General features: G+C 46.5%; 15 protein-coding genes and 6 pseudogenes. 3 read left to right on the top strand and 18 right to left on the bottom strand.

The features are described 5' to 3' along the window. Positions 1 to 31: 31 nt before the first annotated feature. From JCM23214_RS10400 to JCM23214_RS10385, 4 genes are read right to left on the bottom strand one after another with little or no spacing between them, the layout of a single operon-like run. Positions 32 to 718, bottom strand: coding sequence for an HdaA/DnaA family protein (locus tag JCM23214_RS10400; protein WP_025898896.1), 687 nt, complete (start codon positions 716 to 718; stop codon positions 32 to 34). Continuing rightward, positions 715 to 1,803 (bottom strand): AI-2E family transporter, encoded by a 1,089-nt coding sequence (locus tag JCM23214_RS10395; RefSeq protein ID WP_025898895.1) that lies wholly within the window; start codon positions 1,801 to 1,803, stop codon positions 715 to 717. Before JCM23214_RS10395 ends, JCM23214_RS10400 begins: the two co-directional genes overlap by 4 nt. Before the next feature lie 30 nt (positions 1,804 to 1,833). Next, positions 1,834 to 2,367 carry a CDP-alcohol phosphatidyltransferase family protein gene (locus JCM23214_RS10390; protein ID WP_025898894.1) on the bottom strand — a complete coding sequence of 178 codons (534 nt, stop codon included), beginning with the start codon at positions 2,365 to 2,367 and terminating at the stop codon, positions 1,834 to 1,836. Positions 2,368 to 2,414: 47 nt separating this feature from the next. Beyond that, positions 2,415 to 3,560 (bottom strand): DUF2066 domain-containing protein, encoded by a 1,146-nt coding sequence (locus tag JCM23214_RS10385; protein WP_025898893.1) that lies wholly within the window; start codon positions 3,558 to 3,560, stop codon positions 2,415 to 2,417. A gap of 66 nt (positions 3,561 to 3,626) precedes the next feature. On the opposite strand from JCM23214_RS10385, the gene purM reads away from it, so the two are divergent. Both purM and purN read left to right on the top strand, forming a co-directional pair. Continuing rightward, positions 3,627 to 4,709, top strand: a complete 1,083-nt coding sequence (gene purM / locus JCM23214_RS10380) for a phosphoribosylformylglycinamidine cyclo-ligase (protein ID WP_025898892.1) — start codon at positions 3,627 to 3,629, stop codon at positions 4,707 to 4,709. A gap of 35 nt (positions 4,710 to 4,744) precedes the next feature. Further along, positions 4,745 to 5,352: pseudogene (purN, locus tag JCM23214_RS26680) on the top strand (phosphoribosylglycinamide formyltransferase). A 7-nt stretch (positions 5,353 to 5,359) separates the two neighbouring features. Here the strand turns inward: purN and JCM23214_RS20225 are convergent. Next, positions 5,360 to 6,096: pseudogene (locus JCM23214_RS20225) on the bottom strand (TerC family protein). 166 nt (positions 6,097 to 6,262) lie between these two features. On the opposite strand from JCM23214_RS20225, the gene JCM23214_RS10365 reads away from it, so the two are divergent. After that, positions 6,263 to 7,006, top strand: a complete 744-nt coding sequence (locus JCM23214_RS10365; protein ID WP_159104337.1) for a substrate-binding periplasmic protein — start codon at positions 6,263 to 6,265, stop codon at positions 7,004 to 7,006. A gap of 71 nt (positions 7,007 to 7,077) precedes the next feature. On the opposite strand, the gene rpsD is transcribed toward JCM23214_RS10365, so the two are convergent. From rpsD to gor, 13 genes and pseudogenes are all read right to left on the bottom strand, one after another. Beyond that, complete coding sequence (gene rpsD / locus JCM23214_RS10360) at positions 7,078 to 7,695, bottom strand: 30S ribosomal protein S4 (protein WP_025898890.1); 618 nt, start codon at positions 7,693 to 7,695, stop codon at positions 7,078 to 7,080. 108 nt (positions 7,696 to 7,803) lie between these two features. Further along, a complete protein-coding gene (locus tag JCM23214_RS10355; RefSeq protein WP_025898889.1) occupies positions 7,804 to 8,703 on the bottom strand; it encodes an alpha/beta fold hydrolase in 900 nt (299 codons plus the stop codon). Continuing rightward, positions 8,703 to 8,981 carry a hypothetical protein gene (locus JCM23214_RS24450; RefSeq protein WP_199899499.1) on the bottom strand — a complete coding sequence of 93 codons (279 nt, stop codon included), beginning with the start codon at positions 8,979 to 8,981 and terminating at the stop codon, positions 8,703 to 8,705. The genes JCM23214_RS10355 and JCM23214_RS24450 overlap by 1 nt, the downstream gene beginning before the upstream one ends. Positions 8,982 to 9,055: 74 nt before the next feature. Beyond that, positions 9,056 to 9,445, bottom strand: coding sequence for an RNA methyltransferase (locus JCM23214_RS24445; RefSeq protein WP_199899498.1), 390 nt, complete (start codon positions 9,443 to 9,445; stop codon positions 9,056 to 9,058). A gap of 28 nt (positions 9,446 to 9,473) precedes the next feature. Beyond that, a pseudogene (cimA, locus tag JCM23214_RS20215) lies at positions 9,474 to 11,089 on the bottom strand (citramalate synthase). 111 nt (positions 11,090 to 11,200) lie between these two features. Further along, a complete protein-coding gene (gene cysS, locus JCM23214_RS10340; RefSeq protein ID WP_025898888.1) occupies positions 11,201 to 12,583 on the bottom strand; it encodes a cysteine--tRNA ligase in 1,383 nt (460 codons plus the stop codon). Positions 12,584 to 12,600: 17 nt separating this feature from the next. Further along, positions 12,601 to 13,931 (bottom strand): annotated as a pseudogene (gltX, locus tag JCM23214_RS26675) (glutamate--tRNA ligase). Continuing rightward, complete coding sequence (locus JCM23214_RS10330; protein ID WP_025898887.1) at positions 13,928 to 15,589, bottom strand: NAD+ synthase; 1,662 nt, start codon at positions 15,587 to 15,589, stop codon at positions 13,928 to 13,930. Before JCM23214_RS10330 ends, gltX begins: the two are co-directional and overlap by 4 nt. 85 nt (positions 15,590 to 15,674) lie before the next feature. Then, the gene (locus JCM23214_RS10325) at positions 15,675 to 15,884 is read right to left on the bottom strand and encodes a hypothetical protein (RefSeq protein WP_025898886.1); all 210 of its coding nucleotides are present in this window, start codon (positions 15,882 to 15,884) and stop codon (positions 15,675 to 15,677) included. Next, positions 15,863 to 17,059 carry an MFS transporter gene (locus tag JCM23214_RS10320; RefSeq protein WP_025898885.1) on the bottom strand — a complete coding sequence of 399 codons (1,197 nt, stop codon included), beginning with the start codon at positions 17,057 to 17,059 and terminating at the stop codon, positions 15,863 to 15,865. Before JCM23214_RS10320 ends, JCM23214_RS10325 begins: the two co-directional genes overlap by 22 nt. A 101-nt stretch (positions 17,060 to 17,160) precedes the next feature. Continuing rightward, positions 17,161 to 18,305: pseudogene (locus JCM23214_RS26670) on the bottom strand (nicotinate phosphoribosyltransferase). Positions 18,306 to 18,317: 12 nt separating this feature from the next. Beyond that, positions 18,318 to 19,696 (bottom strand): annotated as a pseudogene (locus tag JCM23214_RS25420) (class II 3-deoxy-7-phosphoheptulonate synthase). 167 nt (positions 19,697 to 19,863) lie between these two features. Beyond that, the gene (gor, locus tag JCM23214_RS10305) at positions 19,864 to 21,219 is read right to left on the bottom strand and encodes a glutathione-disulfide reductase (RefSeq protein WP_025898884.1); all 1,356 of its coding nucleotides are present in this window, start codon (positions 21,217 to 21,219) and stop codon (positions 19,864 to 19,866) included.

Here is a 21,219-nt window from a genome sequence, read left to right as displayed (position 1 = left end):
ATTACTTTATCTGTAGCTAGTCTGGATCAAATCAGATTTCAGTTTGAGCCGAATTGTCCTCTGCTTCAAGAATTCTTTTAACCAGCGGAATTGTAATTTTCTTCTTTTCAGAAAGCGACAAGCTATCAATCAGTCTAACAGCATTAAGGGCACTGCTAAAAGACCGCTCAAGACGCATTACAAGAAATTGAATAACATCCGGTGCAACCGCAATTTGACGATCAGTAAACAGTTTTAACAAAATGGCAGCAAATAATGAGTCATCGGGCTGTTTAATATTGGCAATCTGAATAGCACCCAGACGCGATTTGAGATCAGGCAACTGGATATCCCATGACCGCACAGAATTGCGACTGGTCATGAGCATGGAACTGCCATTTTCCTTTACCAGATTATAGAGATGAAACAAGGGTTTCTCAGCAATACCTGCACCGATATCTTCAAGTATCAGATTATGCCGTGCAACTTCTGTCAGAGCGTTAATATCCAGATCACAAAGGTCTTCTGATTTCAATGTGACAGCGTTACTTTTTTGCGCCCATATATGCGCTAAATGAGATTTTCCCGATCCAGATGGGCCTATTATCAGCAACAGAGGGTTTGGCCAATTGGGCCAGTTGTCAATCCAGGCAACCGCCTCTTCATTTTGGGAGGTCACCAGAAAATCTTCGCGTCCAACTGCGGAGCGAAAAGCAAAATCCAAGGGAATCTGCTTCATGAAGCACCTTTATCCGGATCGATTTTATTGGCATCGCCATAAATCGGACTGTTCATATATTGCGTGAGGGCGAAACGACTGAGAACACCGACAACAGCGGCCACAGGAACAGCCACCAACACACCAACAAATCCAAACAGAGTGCCGCCAGCGAGAAGCCCAAACATAACCCATACCGGGTGCAGCCCTACTTTTCCTCCAACCAGTTTCGGTGTCAGGACGTATCCTTCGAGCACCTGACCGACAACAAAAATGCCTGCCACGATCCCAATTTGGAAAAAGTCAGGCCAAAACTGGAAGATGGCCACGCCTATCGAAGCAATTGCGCCCACAATAGCGCCAACAAATGGAATGAAGGAGATCAGGCCGGTCAGAATTCCAATCACCAGACCAAATTCCAACCCAGCAAATAAAAGTGCAACCCCGTAATAAATAGCAAGTATGAAACAAACCGTTGATTGACCACGGACAAACCCAGCCAATACATCATCAATTTGTTTGGCCAGCTCGCGAATGGTTTTTTGTTGCTTGCGTGGCAGCCAGCCATCAATCCTCTCCACAATCAAATCCCAGTCGCGAAGTAAATAGAATGCAACAACAGGTGTAATCACAAGCAAACTTATAAGATTGAAGAAAGCCAATCCCTGATCAAAGATTTTGGTGGTGATTGAGGCGATATTTTTCAGTGCACTGCTGGCATGCTCATTGAGAAAGGTCTTTATATTCCCCTCACCATCCTGATGTTTTAAATCAAAAAGGTCGGAGACAATGGGACCGATAAAATTGAAGGTAGCCTGAAGATAGCCTGGCATCCTCTTGATTAAACCGATCAACTGTTCAGCCAAGGCGGGAACCAGAAGAACCGCTCCCAAAATGGTCACGAGTAAAAATATACCCACAATCAATGAAGTTGCTGTTGTTCTGCCTAGCCCCTTTTCTTCCAGCTTGTCAGCAACAGGGTCCAGAAAATAGGCAACGGCCATACCCAGTACGAAAGGCAGAAGTATTGAGCGCAGCAAAATCAATGCTGCGACAAAAACGATAATGGCAATCGCCCAGAAACGGATATGCTGTTTAATTGTCATTACACTTTCCTTATGGCATTCCTCTTGTGGTTAGCCATCGCTGTTTTGCGAGATCCAGGTGGTAACATACTGATAACCGGACAGAACGGTAGTGATTGCCACAATATACACATTGATGACAATAACAATTCCCAAGGCCAGATCAAACGCCTCGTTACCCAAAATGAGTGCTGCCAGCAGTATCTGAAAAAAAGTGTTGGCCTTACTGATCAAAACCGGATGAATTCGGACCTTTACACCCATTAGATAGGAAAAAACGATCCCACCAATAATCATGATATCCCTGCTCACCACAAGGATCACAAGCCAGCTTGGCAGATCCTCTTTCATCCCAAGGGTTATATAGATTGAAACCAGCAATATCTTGTCTGCTACTGGATCAAGATACTTTCCAAGTCGGGTGATTGAATTGAATTGTTTGGCGATCAGACCATCGAGTGCATCTGAAACTCCGCCCAGAACAAAAACGACAAAAGCACCCAGCATCTGGTCTGATAATATCAGCCATACAATCAGGGGCACGCAAAATATGCGGGCCATGGTTATGGAGTTAGGGATGTTCACTGTCAGTAACCGGGATTAGCAGATTTCGAATTATTATGAGATATGAACTAATTAACCTGATTTAAAGTCCAGTAACCCTGATCATCTTCCAGAATCAGATTACGTTGACCGAGCGCTGTTCTCAATTGAGAGAGATTACCCAGGAAAGATATTTCCCAAAACACTTTGTCGACGGATAATTCTTTGACATCAAGCTTTTGAATTGCGGGTATTGATTCCGCTTTCTTTTTGATTTCAATCCAGTCACGAAGGCCCGAAATTGATGTGGATACTGCAAGCTTATTCTGAATATCCCGGTTCAGTATATTCTGATCCTTCCAGCTTTCCTGCAGATTGGTAAACAGATCAAATATAGCTGCGCGAAAAATCTCGCGATCTGTATCGCCACCGGTAAAGGTTTCAACTATTGCCGTGGAAAAGGCGTCATTGCGTTGGTATGAAATATCAAGCCTGCGAATACCATTTTGTGTTTGCAGGCTAGCATAGGTCACCAAAACACTCCCCGCATTATAGGTTTTTGCGATTTCGTCTATGGCTTCCTCACGCAAATAAATCGCATCATCAACCGAAATCATTTTAATATCTTCAAGTGTACCTGCAGGAACTATCACGGGAAGCACTGGTGCTTGGGCCCAATCGTCCCGGCGTTTCTCGCTCCCTTCAGGTCCCTGCTTTGCGTCAAATATTTCAATCCAGGCATCACGCCATGGATTGGGCTCATCCCACAGATTCTTGACCCCTTTGTTTTCGAAAACAGGTAAGACCAAAATTGGTTTGCTGACGCTTTCTGAATAGGGAATATCCCGCGCTGCCAAAATCGGAAGCACCATTTCCTTCTTAAAATCCACGGTAAAATCGGCAAGGTAACGGGTGGGTGACGTTTTTTCGTTTTTTACCTGCACACCCACAACCATTGGCGCAATTGCTTCATCATCCAGCTGAGGCAATTCAGGATGATATGTTTGGGGAGTGAGTTTTCGCAGTAATGCATAAAACGCGCGTCGTTGCGCCTCGACAATTGCAAGCTCACGCGCCTCGCTCGCAGTATTCGCTGTCCTGTCGACAGAAATACCACGAGCTGAAAATAATTCCCCTGCCGCAGCCAGAGTAAGCGGTGCGCTAATTAGGGCAAAGGCAAGCAGGATAATTCGTGCTATCATGGACAAGTTTGAATTTTGTTTTGTTTCCGTCATTGCAAACCACTGGAAAAAAAGTATGGTGAGCCCAATTGAATCGGGACATTGGATAGAGCATATCTTATGACAAGTGAAACCTCCAAAAAAAGTTACAGTTATAAAGACGCAGGTGTCGATATTGAGGCAGGTAATTCACTTGTCGATGCAATTAAACCCCTTGCGGCAATGACAAAACGCTCTGGTGCAAACGCTGATCTGGGTGGTTTTGGTGCATTGTTTGATCTAAAATCTGCAGGTTTCAATGACCCCCTGCTGGTATCGGCCACAGATGGCGTGGGAACCAAGCTGAAACTCGCAATTGATTTGAACAAACATGACACCGTTGGCATTGATCTGGTTGCCATGTGCGTCAATGATCTGGTTGTACAAGGTGCTGAGCCCCTCTTCTTCCTGGATTATTTCGCAACCGGAGGACTGGATGTTGCGGCAGCCAAAGACGTAATTGAGGGAATTGCAAACGGATGCAAGCAGGCTGGCTGCGCCCTTGTAGGCGGTGAAACTGCAGAAATGCCGGGCATGTATGCAGCAGGTGATTATGATTTGGCCGGTTTCACCGTTGGGGCTGTTGAAAGAGACCAGCTCTTGAGAGCTGATACACTTAGCGACGGTGATATCTTATTGGGCCTTGCTTCCAGTGGTATTCATTCAAATGGATACTCTTTGGTGCGCAAACTCATTGAAGATTTTAATTTGGACTTGGAAAAAGCGGCTCCTTTTGATGCATCGATAATCCTCGGAGATGCTTTGCTCGCCCCGACCCGCATTTACGTTAAAAGTTGCCTCAAAGGAATTCGAAACGGACATATTAAAGCCCTTTCGCATATTACCGGTGGGGGATTATATGAAAACATCCCGCGCATACTCCCTGATCATCTAAGTGCGGAAATTGATGCGAATAGCTGGAGCCTTCCCGGTATTTTTAAATGGATGGCTGAAATTGGGAACATCAACGCCAGAGAGCTCGCAACAACGTTTAATTGTGGGCTTGGAATGATTGTGGCTGTAGCCCCAAGTCACAAAGCAGACCTTATTGAGCAACTGCAAGCAGACGGAGAAACGGTTTACGAAGTTGGCAGATTGGTCAAACGCTCAGGCGCGCAAGAACAAGTCGTGATTAAATCTCTCGAAGAGGAATTTCTAAAGTGAGAGTTGCAGTTTTGATTTCCTCTCGCGGCTCCAACATGCAGGCGTTGGTAAATGCCTGCAAAACAGAGGGCTTCCCTGCTGAAATTGCCTGTGTCCTTTCCAATAATCCAGACGCCGCTGGACTTGATTTTGCCAAGGCGAATAACATTCCGACAAAGGTCATTGATCATCGGGAGTTCGAAGAGCGTGAAGAATTTGATGCAGCTCTGTCGGACTACCTTGCCTCAGAGAAAATCGACCTGATTTGCCTAGCTGGCTTCATGCGCCTTCTGTCAGCAGAATTTGTTAATGCTGGCGCGATCGTATTATCAACATCCATCCATCCCTTCTGCCTGCATTTAAAGGACTTCACGTCCATGAGAGAGCCATTGAGTCAGGCACCAAATTTACAGGATGTACTGTGCATTTTGTAAGACCTGAGATGGATGATGGCCCTATTATTGCCCAAGCTGTTGTTCCAATCCTGCAAGATGACACACCCGAGATACTTGCACAGCGCATTTTAGTTGAAGAGCATCGAATTTATCCTCTTGCACTAAAGCTGATTGCGCAGAAAAAAGTGAAAGTTCATGGCTCAATTGCGAAAATCAGTGAGGCTACCGAAGGTAGCGGTAGCCTGACCAATCCGGCGGTGGATACATAACAGTCATTTAAGCCGAGGATTTTTTCTTTCTGGCTCGTTTTGCCAGTAAATTGAGTGCTTCGATACCTGCCGAAAAACCCATGGCAGCATAAATGTACCCTTTGGTACATGAAAACCCAAACCTTCAGCAATCAACGCCATTCCAATCATTAAAAGAAAGCCAAGAGCCAACATAACTACTGTTGGGTTCCGACCAATAAACTCTGATAGCGGATTGGCAGCGATCAACATCACTGTTACGGCGACGACAACTGCAATGACCATAATGGTCACTTCGTCAGTCATTCCAACCGCTGTGATGATACTGTCCACAGAAAAAACAACATCCAATAAAAGTATTTGGGCAATTACAGTTGCAAAGCCTGCTGTCGCCTGTTTTGCAAGGTCAGCCTCTTCATCCTTTCCATCCATGTGATGATGAATTTCGGTGGTAGCTTTCCACACCAGAAAAAGCCCACCAGCAAGCATAATAACATCTCGCCAGGAAAAGGATTGACCGAACAATTCAAAGAGCGGAGTTGTCAACGATACAATGATGGCAATGAGTGACAACAAGGCGAGACGTAAAAACATCGCCAGCCCTATTCCAATCATCCGTGCTTTATTTTGCTGATGCGCAGGAAGTTTATTGCTGAGAATGGAGACAAAAATCAAATTGTCTATTCCAAGGACAATTTCCATTACGATCAAAGTGAGTAACGCTACGATTGCCGCCGGATCACTAAAAATTTCAAGAAATGCCATCTGCCCCTCAATTTCGCTGTTTTGTTACCTCTAAATATGGGGGTGATTACTGAAACTCAAGTTAAAAGGATTGAACAGGTAGCTGTTTTTGGATTTTAATAACAAAAATTTAATATCCAGTTGCGAGAATGTCATTAAAACAAAAGTGCCATGTGAGATAAATGACGTGAAAAGCCTCTTCTTGGGTTTGTCTATTTCTGTTGTGCTGAGTGTGTCTGGGGGGACATCATTAGCGGTTGAGGAAAAGACAGAACTTGAAATTGCCTGCTCCCACTTTCCTCCTTCAAAAATTGAAGGCGCTCCCGACGGTCGTCGGGGACATGATATCGATTTTCTAATCGCTGCTTTTGAGAATTCAGATTATGATCTGAATGTTCGGTACATGCCTTGGAAAAGAGCCACAGAACGCGTCAGGAATGGTCAATCAGATGCCTTATGCGCCTGTTCCTATCAGCCCGAAAGAGAAGACTGGATCCTGTTTTCAGATCAACTGGGGTTGCAGGAAGTGGGTTATTTTTATAATCCCAAGACCACTGACGGTCAGGTGCAGGACCCTAACCTATTATTTAAGAAATCGATTGGTGTCGTCCGATCATACAACCTGCATAAAGAATTACTGGATGCGAACAGGAAAGTCGTTCCAGTGGTAAGTTCCGAAACAGGCCTTGAAATGCTTATTGAGCGAAGGATTTATTCATTCTATTCGTTTCGAAATACGTCTCAATATATTCTATCCAGATTACCTGGCGGTAGAGACATACAATATCATCCGGTGAGAAAATCACCCTACTATATGTGCTTTTCAAGATTATCCCCTCACGCTATCGACGCGCGTGAGCAGTTCAACAAAGGGATGAGAGAGATAATTTATAGCGGTGAATATGAGCGCATACTCGATAATTACAGATAAAAAAGCCCGCGAATAATCGCGGGCTTTTCTTTGACTGGCAGCGTGGCTCTGCCACGATCCCAATATTTTTATTAGCGTGAATAGAATTCGACGACCAGATTTGGTTCCATAACAACGGGATATGGCACATCAGCCAGTTTTGGAATGTTGTTAAACGTTCCTTTCATGCTTTTATGGTCAACTTCCAAATATTCAGGAACTTCACGCTCAGCACTCGCTGCTGCTTCAAGAACCAAAGCCATCTGCTTTGATTTTTCGCGAACTTCAATCACATCACCAACTTTAACCTGGTAAGATGCAATATTCACTTTTTTACCATTTACAAGAACGTGACCGTGGTTGACGAACTGGCGAGCAGCAAAAACAGTTGGCACAAATTTCATGCGATATACGACTGCGTCCAAACGGCGCTCAAGCAAGCCAATCAGGTTTTCAGATGTATCACCGCGCAGACGAACAGCTTCTGCATAAAGACGGCGGAAGCTTTTCTCTGTAATGCTACCGTAGTAGCCTTTCAGCTTCTGTTTTGCGCGAAGGTGGATACCAAAATCAGAAAGTTTACCCCGGCGGCTCTGACCGTGCTGGCCTGGACCATATTCGCGGGTGTTTACAGGGCTTTTTGGGCGACCCCAAATATTTTCACCCATACGGCGGTCAATTTTATATTTAGCCTGAATACGTTTACTCATAAGCTTAAGTCCTATTAATATAGAGATTTAAGGCATGCCGACGAGGCTTGCACAGGAAGTGGGCAATATACTGATCCGTAATACCCTGTCAACCAATTTTACTGTGGATCAACGCGCCTTGATTTCCGTAAGAAATTCCAGAATTTCCTGACTAACACGATCTGGTGCTTCATGGGTTACCCAATGGGTTACCTCAGGCAACCGTATCAGCTTTAAGTCAGGTACAAAATCACCAATACCATCGAGATTTTCCGGGATCAACGCGTGATCCTGCTCCCCCCAAAGAACCATTGTCGGCACATTCACATGAAAATGCTCAGGAGTTAACTCAAGTGACTTCTCCCCTTCTTTTGCAGGGCGGGGTTTCAATGGTGATGCGCGGTAATAATTGAGCATTGCAGTTATTGCACCCGGCTGCCCCCACGCTCTTAGATATTCTTCTTTCTCATCTGCAGTAATCTGTCCGCGACGCTCATGCTCCGCAAAAGTCCAGTCCCAAAGCCATTTGAAATTATTCGCCGCAAGTTTCTGCTCAATGCCTGCTTCACGAAAATCAGCCATATACTGACTATGGGCTATTTGTTTGGGATTATTTTCAAGCAATCTGGCAAAAATATAAGGATGAGGTCCATTCAGGATCATTAATCCTTTTATCAATTCAGGATGGGCTAGTGCGACCGACCAGGCCACCGCAGCTCCCCAATCGTGAGATGCCAGATAGAATTGATCTGCCCCAAAATGTTTTGCCAATCGTTTTATGTCGTCAATCAGCTGATTAATGCGATACGCCTCCACACCCTCAGGCCTATCGGAAAGGTTATAGCCTCGCATATCAGGTGCAACTGCGTGATATTTTTCACCTAAGACAGGGAGCTGTTTGCGCCAGGTAAACCAGAATTCGGGAAATCCGTGCAGAAGAATAATCAGTTCTTTGTTGTCAGCCCCTGTTTCTGCATAATGCAGATTAATAGTTCCCAGTTCAGCAACGCCCTGATTGATCGTCGACATTATTTTTCCTTTTTATTGATTGTCAGCCCCTTGATTATCCCCTGCATAGCACGAATGTCGGTGTCGAGCATCGCAAAACGCGCGAACATGTTGCGCATATTTCGTAAAATTACCGATCTGCGATGCTGAATATTGTCGAAATAGCCCCTCTCATCGAGTTCATTTTCAATCCGGTTGAATAAATGCACCAGTTCCTGTTTATTTGCCCGTCTTTCAGCATGTGGTAATTGCTTTGCAGGCGTCTCGTCATTTGCCTGATACAATTCATAAGCTACCAACAGGACAGCTTGAGCTAAGTTGATTGATGAAAATTCCGGATTAAGCGGCACTGTAATGATTGTATCTGCAAGAGTTACATCATGCTTGCCAAGCCACTGCTTTCCTTGCCAAACAATATTCCAATTGCTGTCTCCTGCGATGCGTATTCATGCATTTCCAAAGCCGCAGCTTTTGGAGTGGCAACATGCTTGATCATATCCCTCGGTCGGGCGGTTGTTGCATAGACATGTTGCAAATCGGAAATTGCTTCCTCGACAGATGGGAATGCACGGGCGTTTTCAAGAACACTGTCAGCGCTCGCCGCCATTGCCACAGCTTTTTCATTGGGCCAGCCATCACGTGGATTAACCAGTCTCAAATCTGACAGGCCAAAATTCAGCATGGCTCTGGCAGCCGCCCCGATATTTTCTCCCATCTGGGGTTCTACGAGAATTATTGCGGGGTTTATTTTTGGCGAACTCATAGCCGATGCCCTTTAAACTGATATTATATCAGGCGCCTTGTTTACCGGCAGGTGCTCCATCTCGCAACAATTTATAGGTAATACTGTCAAGAAGAGCCGCAAAAGAGGCGTCAACAATATTTGGGGATACCCCTATTGTGAACCAGCGATGCCCGCTACTATCTGTACTTTCAATGAGTACACGCGTGACAGCTTCCGTACCCGTCGTCAGAATGCGTACTTTGAAATCCGCAAGTCGCAGATCTTTTAAGTAATCAGAATATTTTCCAAGATCTTTTCGTAACGCCTCATCCAGTGCATTGACCGGACCATTTCCCTCAGCCACAGACATAAGCCGCTCACCATCGACAACGACTTTGACAACTGCGTCTGAAACCGAAATCAGTTCCCCGTTTGCATTATGACGACGCTCTACCTGAACGCGGAAACTTTCCACTTCAAAATATTCCGGGACCTGCCCCAGACGGCGACGAGCCATCAATTCAAAACTAGCAAGCGCCCCATCATAACTGTAGCCCCGATATTCGCGCTCTTTCACTTCTTCGAGCAAACGATCCACTTTCGGATCTTTCGGATCAATTTTTAATCCGAATGCTTCAAATTGAGCCAAGAGGTTAGATCTACCGCCTGATCAGATACGGGTATAACCCGCCGATTACCGACAAGTGACGGGTCGACGTGCTCGTAAGTTGTCGGGTCTTTTTGAACCGCAGACACATGCAGGCCACCCTTGTGACTAAAAGCCGAGGCGCCAACATAAGGCTGATGACGATTTGGAGCATGATTCAAAATTTCATCCAACAGGCGTGACACGGAGGTCAAGGATTTCAATCCCTCCTCTGAGATGCCTGTATCAAACAAAGTTTTATATGGCTCTTTGAGGCATAAAGTTGGAATAAGACTGCTGAGATTGGCGTTACCACACCTTTCGCCCAGCCCGTTCAAAGTCCCCTGAACCTGACGGACACCTGCAAGTATAGCTGCCAAACTGTTTGCAACAGCATTTTCTGTATCGTTATGAGTATGAATTCCAAGATGGCTACCTGGCACATGCTTAATGGCTTCAGTTACAATCTCGGTCACTTCATGGGGAAGCGTGCCGCCATTTGTGTCACATAGGACAACCCATCTCGCCCCTGCATCATAGGCAGCCTTAATACAGGAAATCGCATATTCGGGATTTGCTTTATAACCATCAAAGAAATGTTCTGCATCATACATGGGCTCACGTCCCAGACGCTTGCATTCTGCGATCGAGCTGCTGATGAGTTCTAAATTTTCTTCGAGTTCAATGCCAAGTGCCACTTTAACCTGAAAATCCCAGCTTTTGCCCACAAGACAAACCGCTGGGGTATCAGCGTCCAGAACCGCTTTTAAGCCGGTATCATTTGACGCACTCCTGCCCGGGCGCCTAGTCATACCGAAGGCGGTAAAGGTCGCGTTTTTAAAACTTCTTTTTTCAGAGAAAAATTCGGTATCAGCTGGATTGGCCCCCGGCCATCCACCTTCGATGTAATCAACTCCCAGCTTGTCGAGTGTCTCGGCAATCAGAACTTTGTCCTGCACACTAAAGTCTACACCTTGTGTTTGCGCGCCATCACGCAAGGTCGTGTCAAATAAATACAACCGCTCTTTTGAGGACATTTTCTTATCACCTGATTTTAACGTGTTATTTCAAAACCTTTGTTGCATAAGCAACAAATACAAAGCAATAAATTTAATTTTGAAATGACCGACAAATTTGGCCGGAAACGCTTAAATGCGTTTCCATGTCGTTCCGGAAGGACCATCTTCAAGCAAAACACCTACAGCTTTCAGGTTGTCTCTGATTTCGTCAGATCTGGCAAAATCCTTATTCTGTTTTGCCTGTGCTCGTTCAGCGATGAGTTCTTCAATCTCTGTTTCCGACGGACCATCTTCACCTTTAGCGTTCTGAAACCACTCCTGCGGCGTCATGGTGAGCAAACCAAGCTGTTCGCCAGCAGACAACAGCAATCCTTTCAAGCGCGCGCGTTCCACCTTGTCAGTTGCCTTATTTGCCTCAGACGCAATTGCATAAATTGCCGTCAACGCCTTTGGTGTATTCAGATCATCAAGCAAGGCACTGCGGACATCTTCAGCCACCTGACTGGTATCAGATTCTACGTCCTGCAAATTTTGCAAGGCAGTATACAGCCTGTCCACATTGGTTAAGGACTGCTTGACACCATCACTTGTCCAATCCAGAGGTTGCCGATAATGAGCGGTCAGCATATTAAGACGCAGCGCCTCACCGGGGGCCTCAGCCAATAATTCCCGGACAGTTCTGAAATTGCCCAGTGATTTGGACATTTTCTCGCCTTCAACTGTCAGAAAGCCGTTATGAACCCAGTATTTGGCAAATGTTCCTTCGCCGTTTGCGCAGCAACTTTGCGCCACTTCATTTTCATGATGCGGGAATATGAGATCACGCCCACCGCCATGAATATCAAATGTGTCTCCCAGCTCCGCTTTTGACATCACCGAACATTCAATATGCCAACCGGGACGCCCCTTGCCCCAAGGACTTTCCCATCCAACCATGTCACCGGGAGATGGTTTCCAAAGTACGAAATCTGCTGGATCTTTTTTGTAAGGGGCAACTTCGACACGGGCACCGGCGATCATATCATCACGATTACGCCCTGACAGCTTTCCATAGTCAGGCATGGATTGAACATCAAAAAGCACATGCCCCTCTGCCTCATAAGCGTGACCTTTGTTAATCAGGGTTGTGATCATTTCGATCATACCATCAATATGCAAAGTGGCCCTTGGTTCGCGATCTGGCGGCAATGCGCCCAACGCCCCCATATCTTCATGAAAGGCTGCTGTTGTGCGTGTTGTTAAAGCTTCTATGCTTTCGCCATTCTTTTCTGCCGCATCAATGATTTTGTCTTCTACGTCTGTAATATTGCGAACATAATTAACACAATCAGCGCCATATTTATCCCGCAAAAGCCGAGCCAATATATCAAAAATTACAACTGGACGTGCATTGCCGATATGAGCGTAATCATAAACCGTTGGACCACACACATACATTCCGACATTTTGTGGATCGTTCGGAATGAATTCTTCCTTCTGACGGCTTGCAGTGTTGTAGAGATATAGCTTCACTTTACCAATTCCATATATTATGCAGCTTGACCGCTCAGGCGTTTTAACGCCTTTTCACGCCCGATGAGCGGTAGGATTTTCGCCATTTCCGGTCCATGTGACTGCCCAGTTAGAGCCAGCCTCAATGGCATAAACAGGGCTTTACCCTTAACCCCCAATCTGTCCTTGATCTCAGTTGTCCAAATCTTCCAGCTTTCGGTATCAAGGTGACCTTCTGGCAGCAATTCGCTGGCCGCATTTAAAAATTCCTGATCCTCGACAACTGGTTCGATTGAACCATATACAACCTGATGCCACAACCGCGCATCTGTAATAACAGACAGATTACCACGAATTGCTGTCCAGAAATCCTCACTACCATCTGGCAGATCAATTTTACCCTGAGCTTCTTCCCAAGGCATTTCATGCAGTAGTTTGGCGTTAAGGTTACGAAGCTCGGCAGGATCAAACTTGGCCGCTGCCCGGCTGAAATGGGTTATGTCAAAGCTGTCCAGCACTGCATCAAGCCGGGACATAACAGTCACATTGTCCGATGTCCCGAGACGGGCCAACAATGAATTAATACTCATTGGGTCAATGCCGCCTTCTCTCATTTCCCTCAAAGATTGACTGCCTTCACGTTTTGAAAGCGGACCACCATCAGGACCCATCAAAAGAGGTATATGAGCAAACGCAGGAACCTCAGCTCCCAACGCTTTGAAAAGCTGAATATGCAGCGCTGTGTTGCTTACGTGATCTTCCCCGCGAATAACATGAGTAATTGCAAAATCGATATCATCGACGACGGAAGGCAAGTGATAAAGTGGCCTTCCATCACTTCGGATCAGAACAGGATCAGACATGCTCGCGCAATCGACCTCCACCTTGCCACGAACATGATCATCCAACTGACAACTTCCTGATCAAGCAGGAACCGCCAGTGCGGTTTACGTCCCTCGGCCTCATAAGCCGCTTTTTGCTCGTCTGTCAGCTTAAGCGCAGACCGATCATAGACCGGTGGCAACTTCCGCGCCAATTGCCTTTTACGTTTATATTCCAGCTCTTCGCCTGTTTCATAGCAGGCGTATAACTTTCCCTCTGCCTTCAGTTTATCAAAGGCCGCATTATATTGTTCAGATCTGTCTGACTGTTTTTTCAGCTCATCCCAAACAAGCCCAAGCCAGGATAGATCCTCCTGAATAGCATTTGCATATTCTTCTGTAGATCTTTCTGCGTCCGTGTCATCCAGTCGTAATACAAACTGACCGCCCATTTTCCGGGCATACAGCCAGTTGATGAGGGCTAGCCGGGCATTGCCAACATGAAGGTAGCCAGTAGGACTGGGGGCAAATCTAAATTTTGCAGTCATCTTTTATCTCTAAATCCGTTCGTTATCGGATACCGGCGATCCCGGCCAAAATTTCGGGTTGTAATCTTAACACCAGGTGGGGCCTGACGTCGTTTGTATTCCGCAACATACAGCAGGTTCTGTATCCTGCTGACAGTTGGACCGTCATAGCCTTGCGCCACAATTTCAGCGTAGGATTTTTCTTCCTCGACCAACGCATGAAGGATGCCATCCAATATTTCGTATGGAGGCAGACTGTCTTCATCCTTCTGATCTTCCCTTAGCTCCGCACTTGGTGCTTTCGTAATGATATTATCTGGCATTACAGTCCCATTTGGTCCTTTGAAAAGGGTATTAAAATGGCAATTTCGCCATCTGGAAACATCGAAACAGAGCGTTTTATACAAGTCTTTCAGGACCGAGTAGCCGCCGCACATATCACCATAAATTGTCGCATATCCAGTGGACATCTCAGATTTATTACCGGTAGTCAGCACCATTTTTCCAAATTTGTTGGAAATGGCCATCAGGCTTAAGCCCCGAATTCGGCTCTGAATATTTTCCTCGGTGATATCAGCAGTTGTTCCCTCAAAAAGATGCGCAAGCATTCCATCAAAAGCGCCAACGGCGGGTTCAATGTCCACTCTGTCCAGCTTCACGCCCAAAAGCCGCGCACATTCGGCAGCATCATCCAGACTCTCCTTCGATGTATAACGAGAGGGCATCATTACACAATGCACTCTTTCTGGTCCTAAAGCATCAACAGCCACAGCAGCACTTAAGGCACTATCAATACCACCAGAGAGACCCAGAACCACTCCCGGGAACCCGTTTTTTTCTACATAATCTTTCAAGCCCAAGACCATGGCATTGTAGATCCGCTCAAGTGAAGAGCCCGGATCAGAAAACTCTGCCGTTTCACACTGCCAGCTTTCACCGTTGCGAACCCACTGCAGAGTCAAGAGCGACTCTTTCCAGCTAGGCATTTGCGTAGCAAGGCTTCTATCAGAATTTAGGACAAAGGATCCACCATCAAAGACCAGCTCGTCCTGTCCTCCAACCTGATTAAGGTAAATGATGGGAAGTTCTGTCTCGCCCACCCTTTCAACAGCATAATTCAGGCGCGCATCCCCTTTTTCATGATCATAGGGGCTGCCATTTGGGACAATCAGAATTTCCGCCCCTGTTTCAGATAAACATTCTGCAACATCCGGGGACCACATATCCTCGCAGATCATTACACCCAGACGGACGCCCTTGAAGGAAATCGGACCGGGCAGCGGCCCCGGCTCAAACACGCGCTTCTCATCGAAAACCCCATAATTGGGGAGTTTGTTCTTATATCTGGACGCTGAAATTGCGCCATTTTCCAACAAAAAAACACTGTTGTGAACATATTTTCCATCAGGCATCGGGCCTGTCATGAGCATAGCAGGGCCACCGTCAAGTGTGAGCTCAGCCAGTTCATGCATCGCATTCTCGCACGCACGTACGAAAGAAGGTTTGAGAATGAGATCTTCGGGCGGATAACCACAAATAAACAGTTCAGGAAACACAACTAAATCAGCACCGTCAGCTTCAGCCTCGGCCCGGAATTCTTTTGCCAGTTTTATATTTCCCGCTATGTCACCAAGCTTTGGGTTAGCCTGCGCCAGGGCAATTTTTAGTTTTTCTGTCATGGGATTGGTTTTACCGCCCCTTTCGCATTGCAGCAACGAAAAGAATGCAAATTACTTGAAATCGACAAGACTGCAAGACGGTTTTTTAACCGTTTCTGTTCCAGATTGTAGGGCCATCATGCATGGGATCATCATCTTCGTCGTCATCTCCATCAGCTTCTTCCATAATAGACATGGATGCCTTGCTCATGTGATAAGATTTTGCGCTGGAAGCCTCCTGGTCTTCTGCTTCCTCGTCCCACTCTTCTGCTTCCGGGTTCATATTCACGGCAACTACACCGGACCGTACAGGCATGGCAACAAAATCGCCTGATCATCTAACGGAACGGACCGGCTGACCGTCATCCGATAGAGCGCGAATGCAAAGATTGATGTACAGGCCCCAGCCATGAACAGAAAAAACACGGATGGGCCGAATGTGGACATCAAGACAGAAACAGCAGTTGGGCCGATAATTGCCCCTACCCCGTTCAAAAAAATCAATCCGCTACTAGCCGCAACCATTTGATTGGGCTCCAGATGATCATTGGTATGCGCAAGACACAGAGAATATAGTGGCATGCAAAAACCACCAAAAATCACAGAAAAGCCCATGAACCATAGCTTATTGCTCAGCCCTTCCACATTATACATGGCAATTGCAGCAACCGCCGTAACGGCAGCAGTCAGCATCAAAACCTTTCTTCGGTCGATAATATCCGACAGCTTTCCAATAGGAAGCTGCATCAAAGCCCCGCCAATAACGGAAAGACTGATAAAGAAAGATATTTGACCGACAGTTAAACCAATCAATCCACCATAAACCGCGGCCATCGCGAAAAACGCACCTTGTGTAATCCCAACAATAATCACACCAACAACACCGAGCGGAGAAATCTTGTAAAGTTTCCGAATTCCCAGTTTGTCTGGTGCTTCCATGCTCGGCATCGGGCTAGCAGTGAGTGCCGTTGGTATCAAGGCAAGCGAAACAAGGACCGACACCACGATAAATAGCTGATATCCCCCCGGATCTGATGAATTGAGCAAAAACTGACCGCCAGCCATGCCGCCAAAGGTGATAATCATATAAATGGATAGAATTGAGCCGCGGGTTTCGTTTGTTGCCGTATCGTTTAGCCAGCTTTCACTGACGATATAAAGGCCGGCAAACGAAAATCCGGTAAAAATTCGAAAAATAACCCAAATGTAAGGATCCGGAAAAACAGCATGAACAAGTGCGGCCGTGGATGCGAGTGACGCAAGGGCCGCAAATACTCTGACATGCCCAACGGATTCCAGAATTTTCGGAGTAACCACTGAGCCAAAAAGAAAGCCGACATAATAGCCAGACATGATCAGACCGGTGATTGCTGTCGGAAATCCTTCGATATTGGCACGCACACCCAGCAAACTACCCTGAAGGCCGTTGCCAAGCATCATCAGTCCAATGCCAACCAGCAAGGGCCAGCAGGATCTTAACGCTTCTGTCATATTGTCAGCCCCTTGATCATAGGTTCCTTGCCTGTTGATAGTGCTTCAAACTTTCGCACACGTAATGCAACAGGGTTGTTCCTGTCAAGGAAAGCGAATATCTATTTTTTCAAAAGGAATTCGCGGCCCAATTTCACGCTCGGCACACCGTCATATGAAATGACATCGGCAGTCGCATAGGTTTCAGCCCAGCGATCAGGTAAATATGATCCAGTGCCGATGACATCAATTGGCGCTTTCAAACTGCCCATAACACGGCATTTTTCGGCTGAAAACCCGGAAGAAGCAACAATTCGGGCTTTATGAAACCCTGCGGCGTCCAAACTCTCTCTCATGTGATAGATTGCCGCGGCTGAAACTCCTGTTCCAACCAGCCAGCGAAGCTCTTCTTCTGACCGATATTGCCGAATACCTTTTGGCACATGACGCTCAAGCACTGCGTAAGACTGAGCAGGGTCCAGACCTTCGATAAACCGACCTCCATGTGTGTCCATACGAACAGAAAGTTTGCCTTGTTCCACCAGCTCCGGAAAGCGCTCGCAAACAGCGATGGCATCGGTAATTTCCTTACCATAATAATCCACCAGAACCGTCAATGGCTCGCCTGGATAACATTCTGCAAACATTTCTGCGGCCCGCAATGTGCTGCCGGCATATCCAATCAAGGCATGGGGCATTGTCCCAAGTCCAGATCATTCCCGAAATAATGCGCGGTGCTGTCATTTGCGTTCCCGATGAACCCATTGGCTCCGTGCTCTTTTTTGGCTGCAGCACCACCTACAGACGCAGCATATGCCATCATTTCAGCCATTTCCGCACCGGCACAATGACGCGCATCCATTGCCAGAAAAGAAGCATTGGGCATATACCCGCACATCAGATAGGCGTTGTAGGCAGCAACGCAAGCAGGACCCAGTTTCTGCAAATACAGTGTTTCAAGATCCACCAAATCCACAAAACTGCCGCTAATATAAACAAGAGGCTCACCAGCTCCGACCCAGTCACCTTCTTTATAACAAGGCTCAACGGTAAAGCTGTATCCGCGGAGCTCATTAATATTTTCAAGCCAGTTGAGTAAAAGTCTGGGCGCGAAAATAACCGGCCGCCGCATAAAGACGGCATAGGTTACTTTCTTGTCCCCAAACTGCTCTACAATGCGCTTGGTACGATTGAAGTACTGATCAGTATGAGCCGCAATTGACTTATCAATTGCCGTTAGCGGATTTTTGATATCTTGATGGGTCATCAACTATTCGGATCAGGAGGCAGATGCTGCGACTTTCCCGTCCCCTCTTTCATTTTTAAGCATTTCCGCAATCAAAAATGCAAGTTCCAAGGCTTGATTGGCATTCAGTCGTGGGTCACAAGCTGTGTGGTACCTGTCACTTAAGCGCTCTTCAGTCACTTCAAAAGCACCGCCCAGGCATTCAGTAACATCCTGACCAGTCATTTCAAAATGAACACCGCCTGCATGAGTACCTTCCGCGGCATGTACATTAAAGAACTCTTTGACCTCACTTAAGATGCGATCAAACGGACGCGTTTTGTATCCTGTGGAAGATTTGATTGTGTTGCCATGCATCGGATCACATGACCAAACGACTTTACGGCCTTCCTGTTCAATTCTCCGAATAAACCCGGGCAAGTGCTTTTCAACATTCCCGGCGCCAAAGCGGCAGATGACCGTCAAACGCCCGGGATCATTATTAGGGTTCAGCTTGTCGATTAAGCGCAGCAATGTATCAGGATCTTGTGAGGGGCCCGCTTTCACCCCAATTGGGTTTGCAACACCGCTCAAAAACTCCACATGTGCCTCGTCAGGATCTCTTGTGCGATCCCCAATCCACAGCATGTGGGCTGAAGTATCGTAATATTCACCTGAAGTACTATCAATTCGCGTTAAAGCCTGCTCATAACGCAGCAACAGGGCTTCATGAGAAGTAAAGAAATCCGTTTTCGCCATTTGAGGCGCATTTTCAGATGTAATTCCGCAAGCTTCCATAAATGCCAGTGCATCCTGAATGCGAACGGCCATTTCCTTGTAGCGCGCGCCTTGTGGTTTGCTGGCAACGAACCCCATATTCACTGTTGTACCTGATGCAGGTCCGCATACCCACCCTGAGCGAAAGCACGCAGCAGGTTGAGAGTAGACGCGGCCTGTGAATAGGCAGTCAGCATCCTCTTCGGATCCGGAATTCGGGCTTCTTCGTTAAAGTCAAACCCGTTGATTATATCACCGCGGTAACTGGGCAGTTCCACACCGTCTACAGTCTCAACATCCGAAGAACGCGGTTTTGCAAACTGACCTGCTAGGCGACCGACCTTAACAACCGGCTTGTTACCGCCATATGTCAGAACCACCGCCATTTGCAGCAAAACCTTAAAGGTGTCGCGAATGTTGTTGGGGTGGAATTCCGAGAAACTTTCGGCGCAATCGCCCCCCTGAAGAAGAAATGCATCTCCTTGCGCGACTTTCGCAAGCTGCTTCTTAAGATTGCGAGCTTCACCTGCAAATACCAGCGGTGGGAAATTGCTTAAGTCCTCTTCCACTGCTTTCAATGCTGCTTCGTCAGTATAAGTTGGCACCTGCCGAATTGGCTTTTGTCTCCAGCTATCAGGTGTCCATGTTTTTGACATTCTCTTATTCCTCAGGTGTATTTTCTTAGCCCAGAACTCAAATTCTGCAAATGTTAATTTCTACAGGCTTTTCGCTGCAACGCAACGATAAAGCCACATTTTCCTTTATAAATTAGCATTTTTTACAGGCAAATCCTGTGCAATAGCTCACAATCAAGCTTTCCAGACTAGTCGCCAGTGTATTTTTCACGGAGTGTAACAAGTTCTTCGGCAAGTGTCGGATGAACACCGACTGTTGCATCAAACTGGGCCTTCGTCGCTCCCATTTTAACCGCAACTCCAAATCCCTGAATGATTTCACCAGCGTCGGCCCCGACGACATGAACACCCACTACACGATCTGACTTTGGCTCAACAATCAGTTTCACCATTGCCCGCTCACCGCCTTGGGTGATCGTCTGTTTCATCGGACGAAATTCCGATTTGTAAATATCAACGTCACCGTATTTTTCACGGGCGTCTGCCTCTGATAATCCAACGGTCCCCACTGGTGGTTGGGAGAATACCGCTGATGGGACATCTGAATGGTCAAACGCTCTCGCTTTGCCATCAAACACCGTCTCAGCAAATGCCATTCCTTCGTGAATTGCAACAGGCGTCAACGCAACGCGGTCTGTTACATCCCCCACAGCGTAAATATTTTCGACGGAAGTTCTGGAAAATTCATCAACTGCAATCGCGCCGTTTTCTTTGAGCTTAACACCGGCATTCTCCAGACCAAGACCTTCTGTATTTGGTTTGCGGCCAGTTGCATACATGATCGCATCCGTTTTGATTTGCGAACCATCTTCGAGCGTAACAATCAATTCGTCACCACTCTTTTCAATTTTTGCCGGATTGGACCTCACTCTTAAATCGACGCCTTTTTTACGGATCTCTCCGGCAAGCATTTCCTGCACATCGTGATCAAATCCACGCAAGATCTGCTCACCGCGATACAATTGTATGACTTCACTACCCAGACCATTAAATATACCTGCAAATTCAACTGCAATGTAGCCCCCTCCAACGACGACAACCCGTTTGGGCAAATCATCCAAATGAAATGCTTCATTGGAGGAAATCGCATATTCTATTCCCGGAATATCGGGCATAACCGGTGTTCCACCGGTTGCGATCAGAATGTATTTTGCGGTGACAGTCTCAGAGCCGACTTTAACCGTGTGAGCATCCAGTATCTCAGCGCGGTTTTCGTAAAGTGTTACGTTATTGTTGGACAGGATATTGTGATAAATACCGTTCAGGCGGTCAATTTCAGCATCTTTATTGGCAATCAGGGTTTTCCAATCATGGCTGACACCTTCTACCGTCCAGCCGAAATTGCGCGCATCCTCAAAATCTTCAGAAAAATGACTGGCATAGACAAACAGTTTTTTAGGCACACAGCCACGGATAACACAGGTGCCGCCTACCCTGAATTCTTCCGCAATGGCAACCTTCGCCCCAAAGCCCGAAGAAATCCGTGATGCCCGAACACCGCCTGAACCGGCACCAATTACAAACAAATCAAAATCATAAGTCAC

Source organism: Sneathiella glossodoripedis JCM 23214, assembly GCF_000616095.1.
GTDB classification, from domain to species: Bacteria; Pseudomonadota; Alphaproteobacteria; order Sneathiellales; family Sneathiellaceae; genus Sneathiella; species Sneathiella glossodoripedis.
The sequence above is the reverse complement of the archived record's forward strand: the minus strand, read 5'-3'. Positions and strand labels throughout refer to the sequence as shown.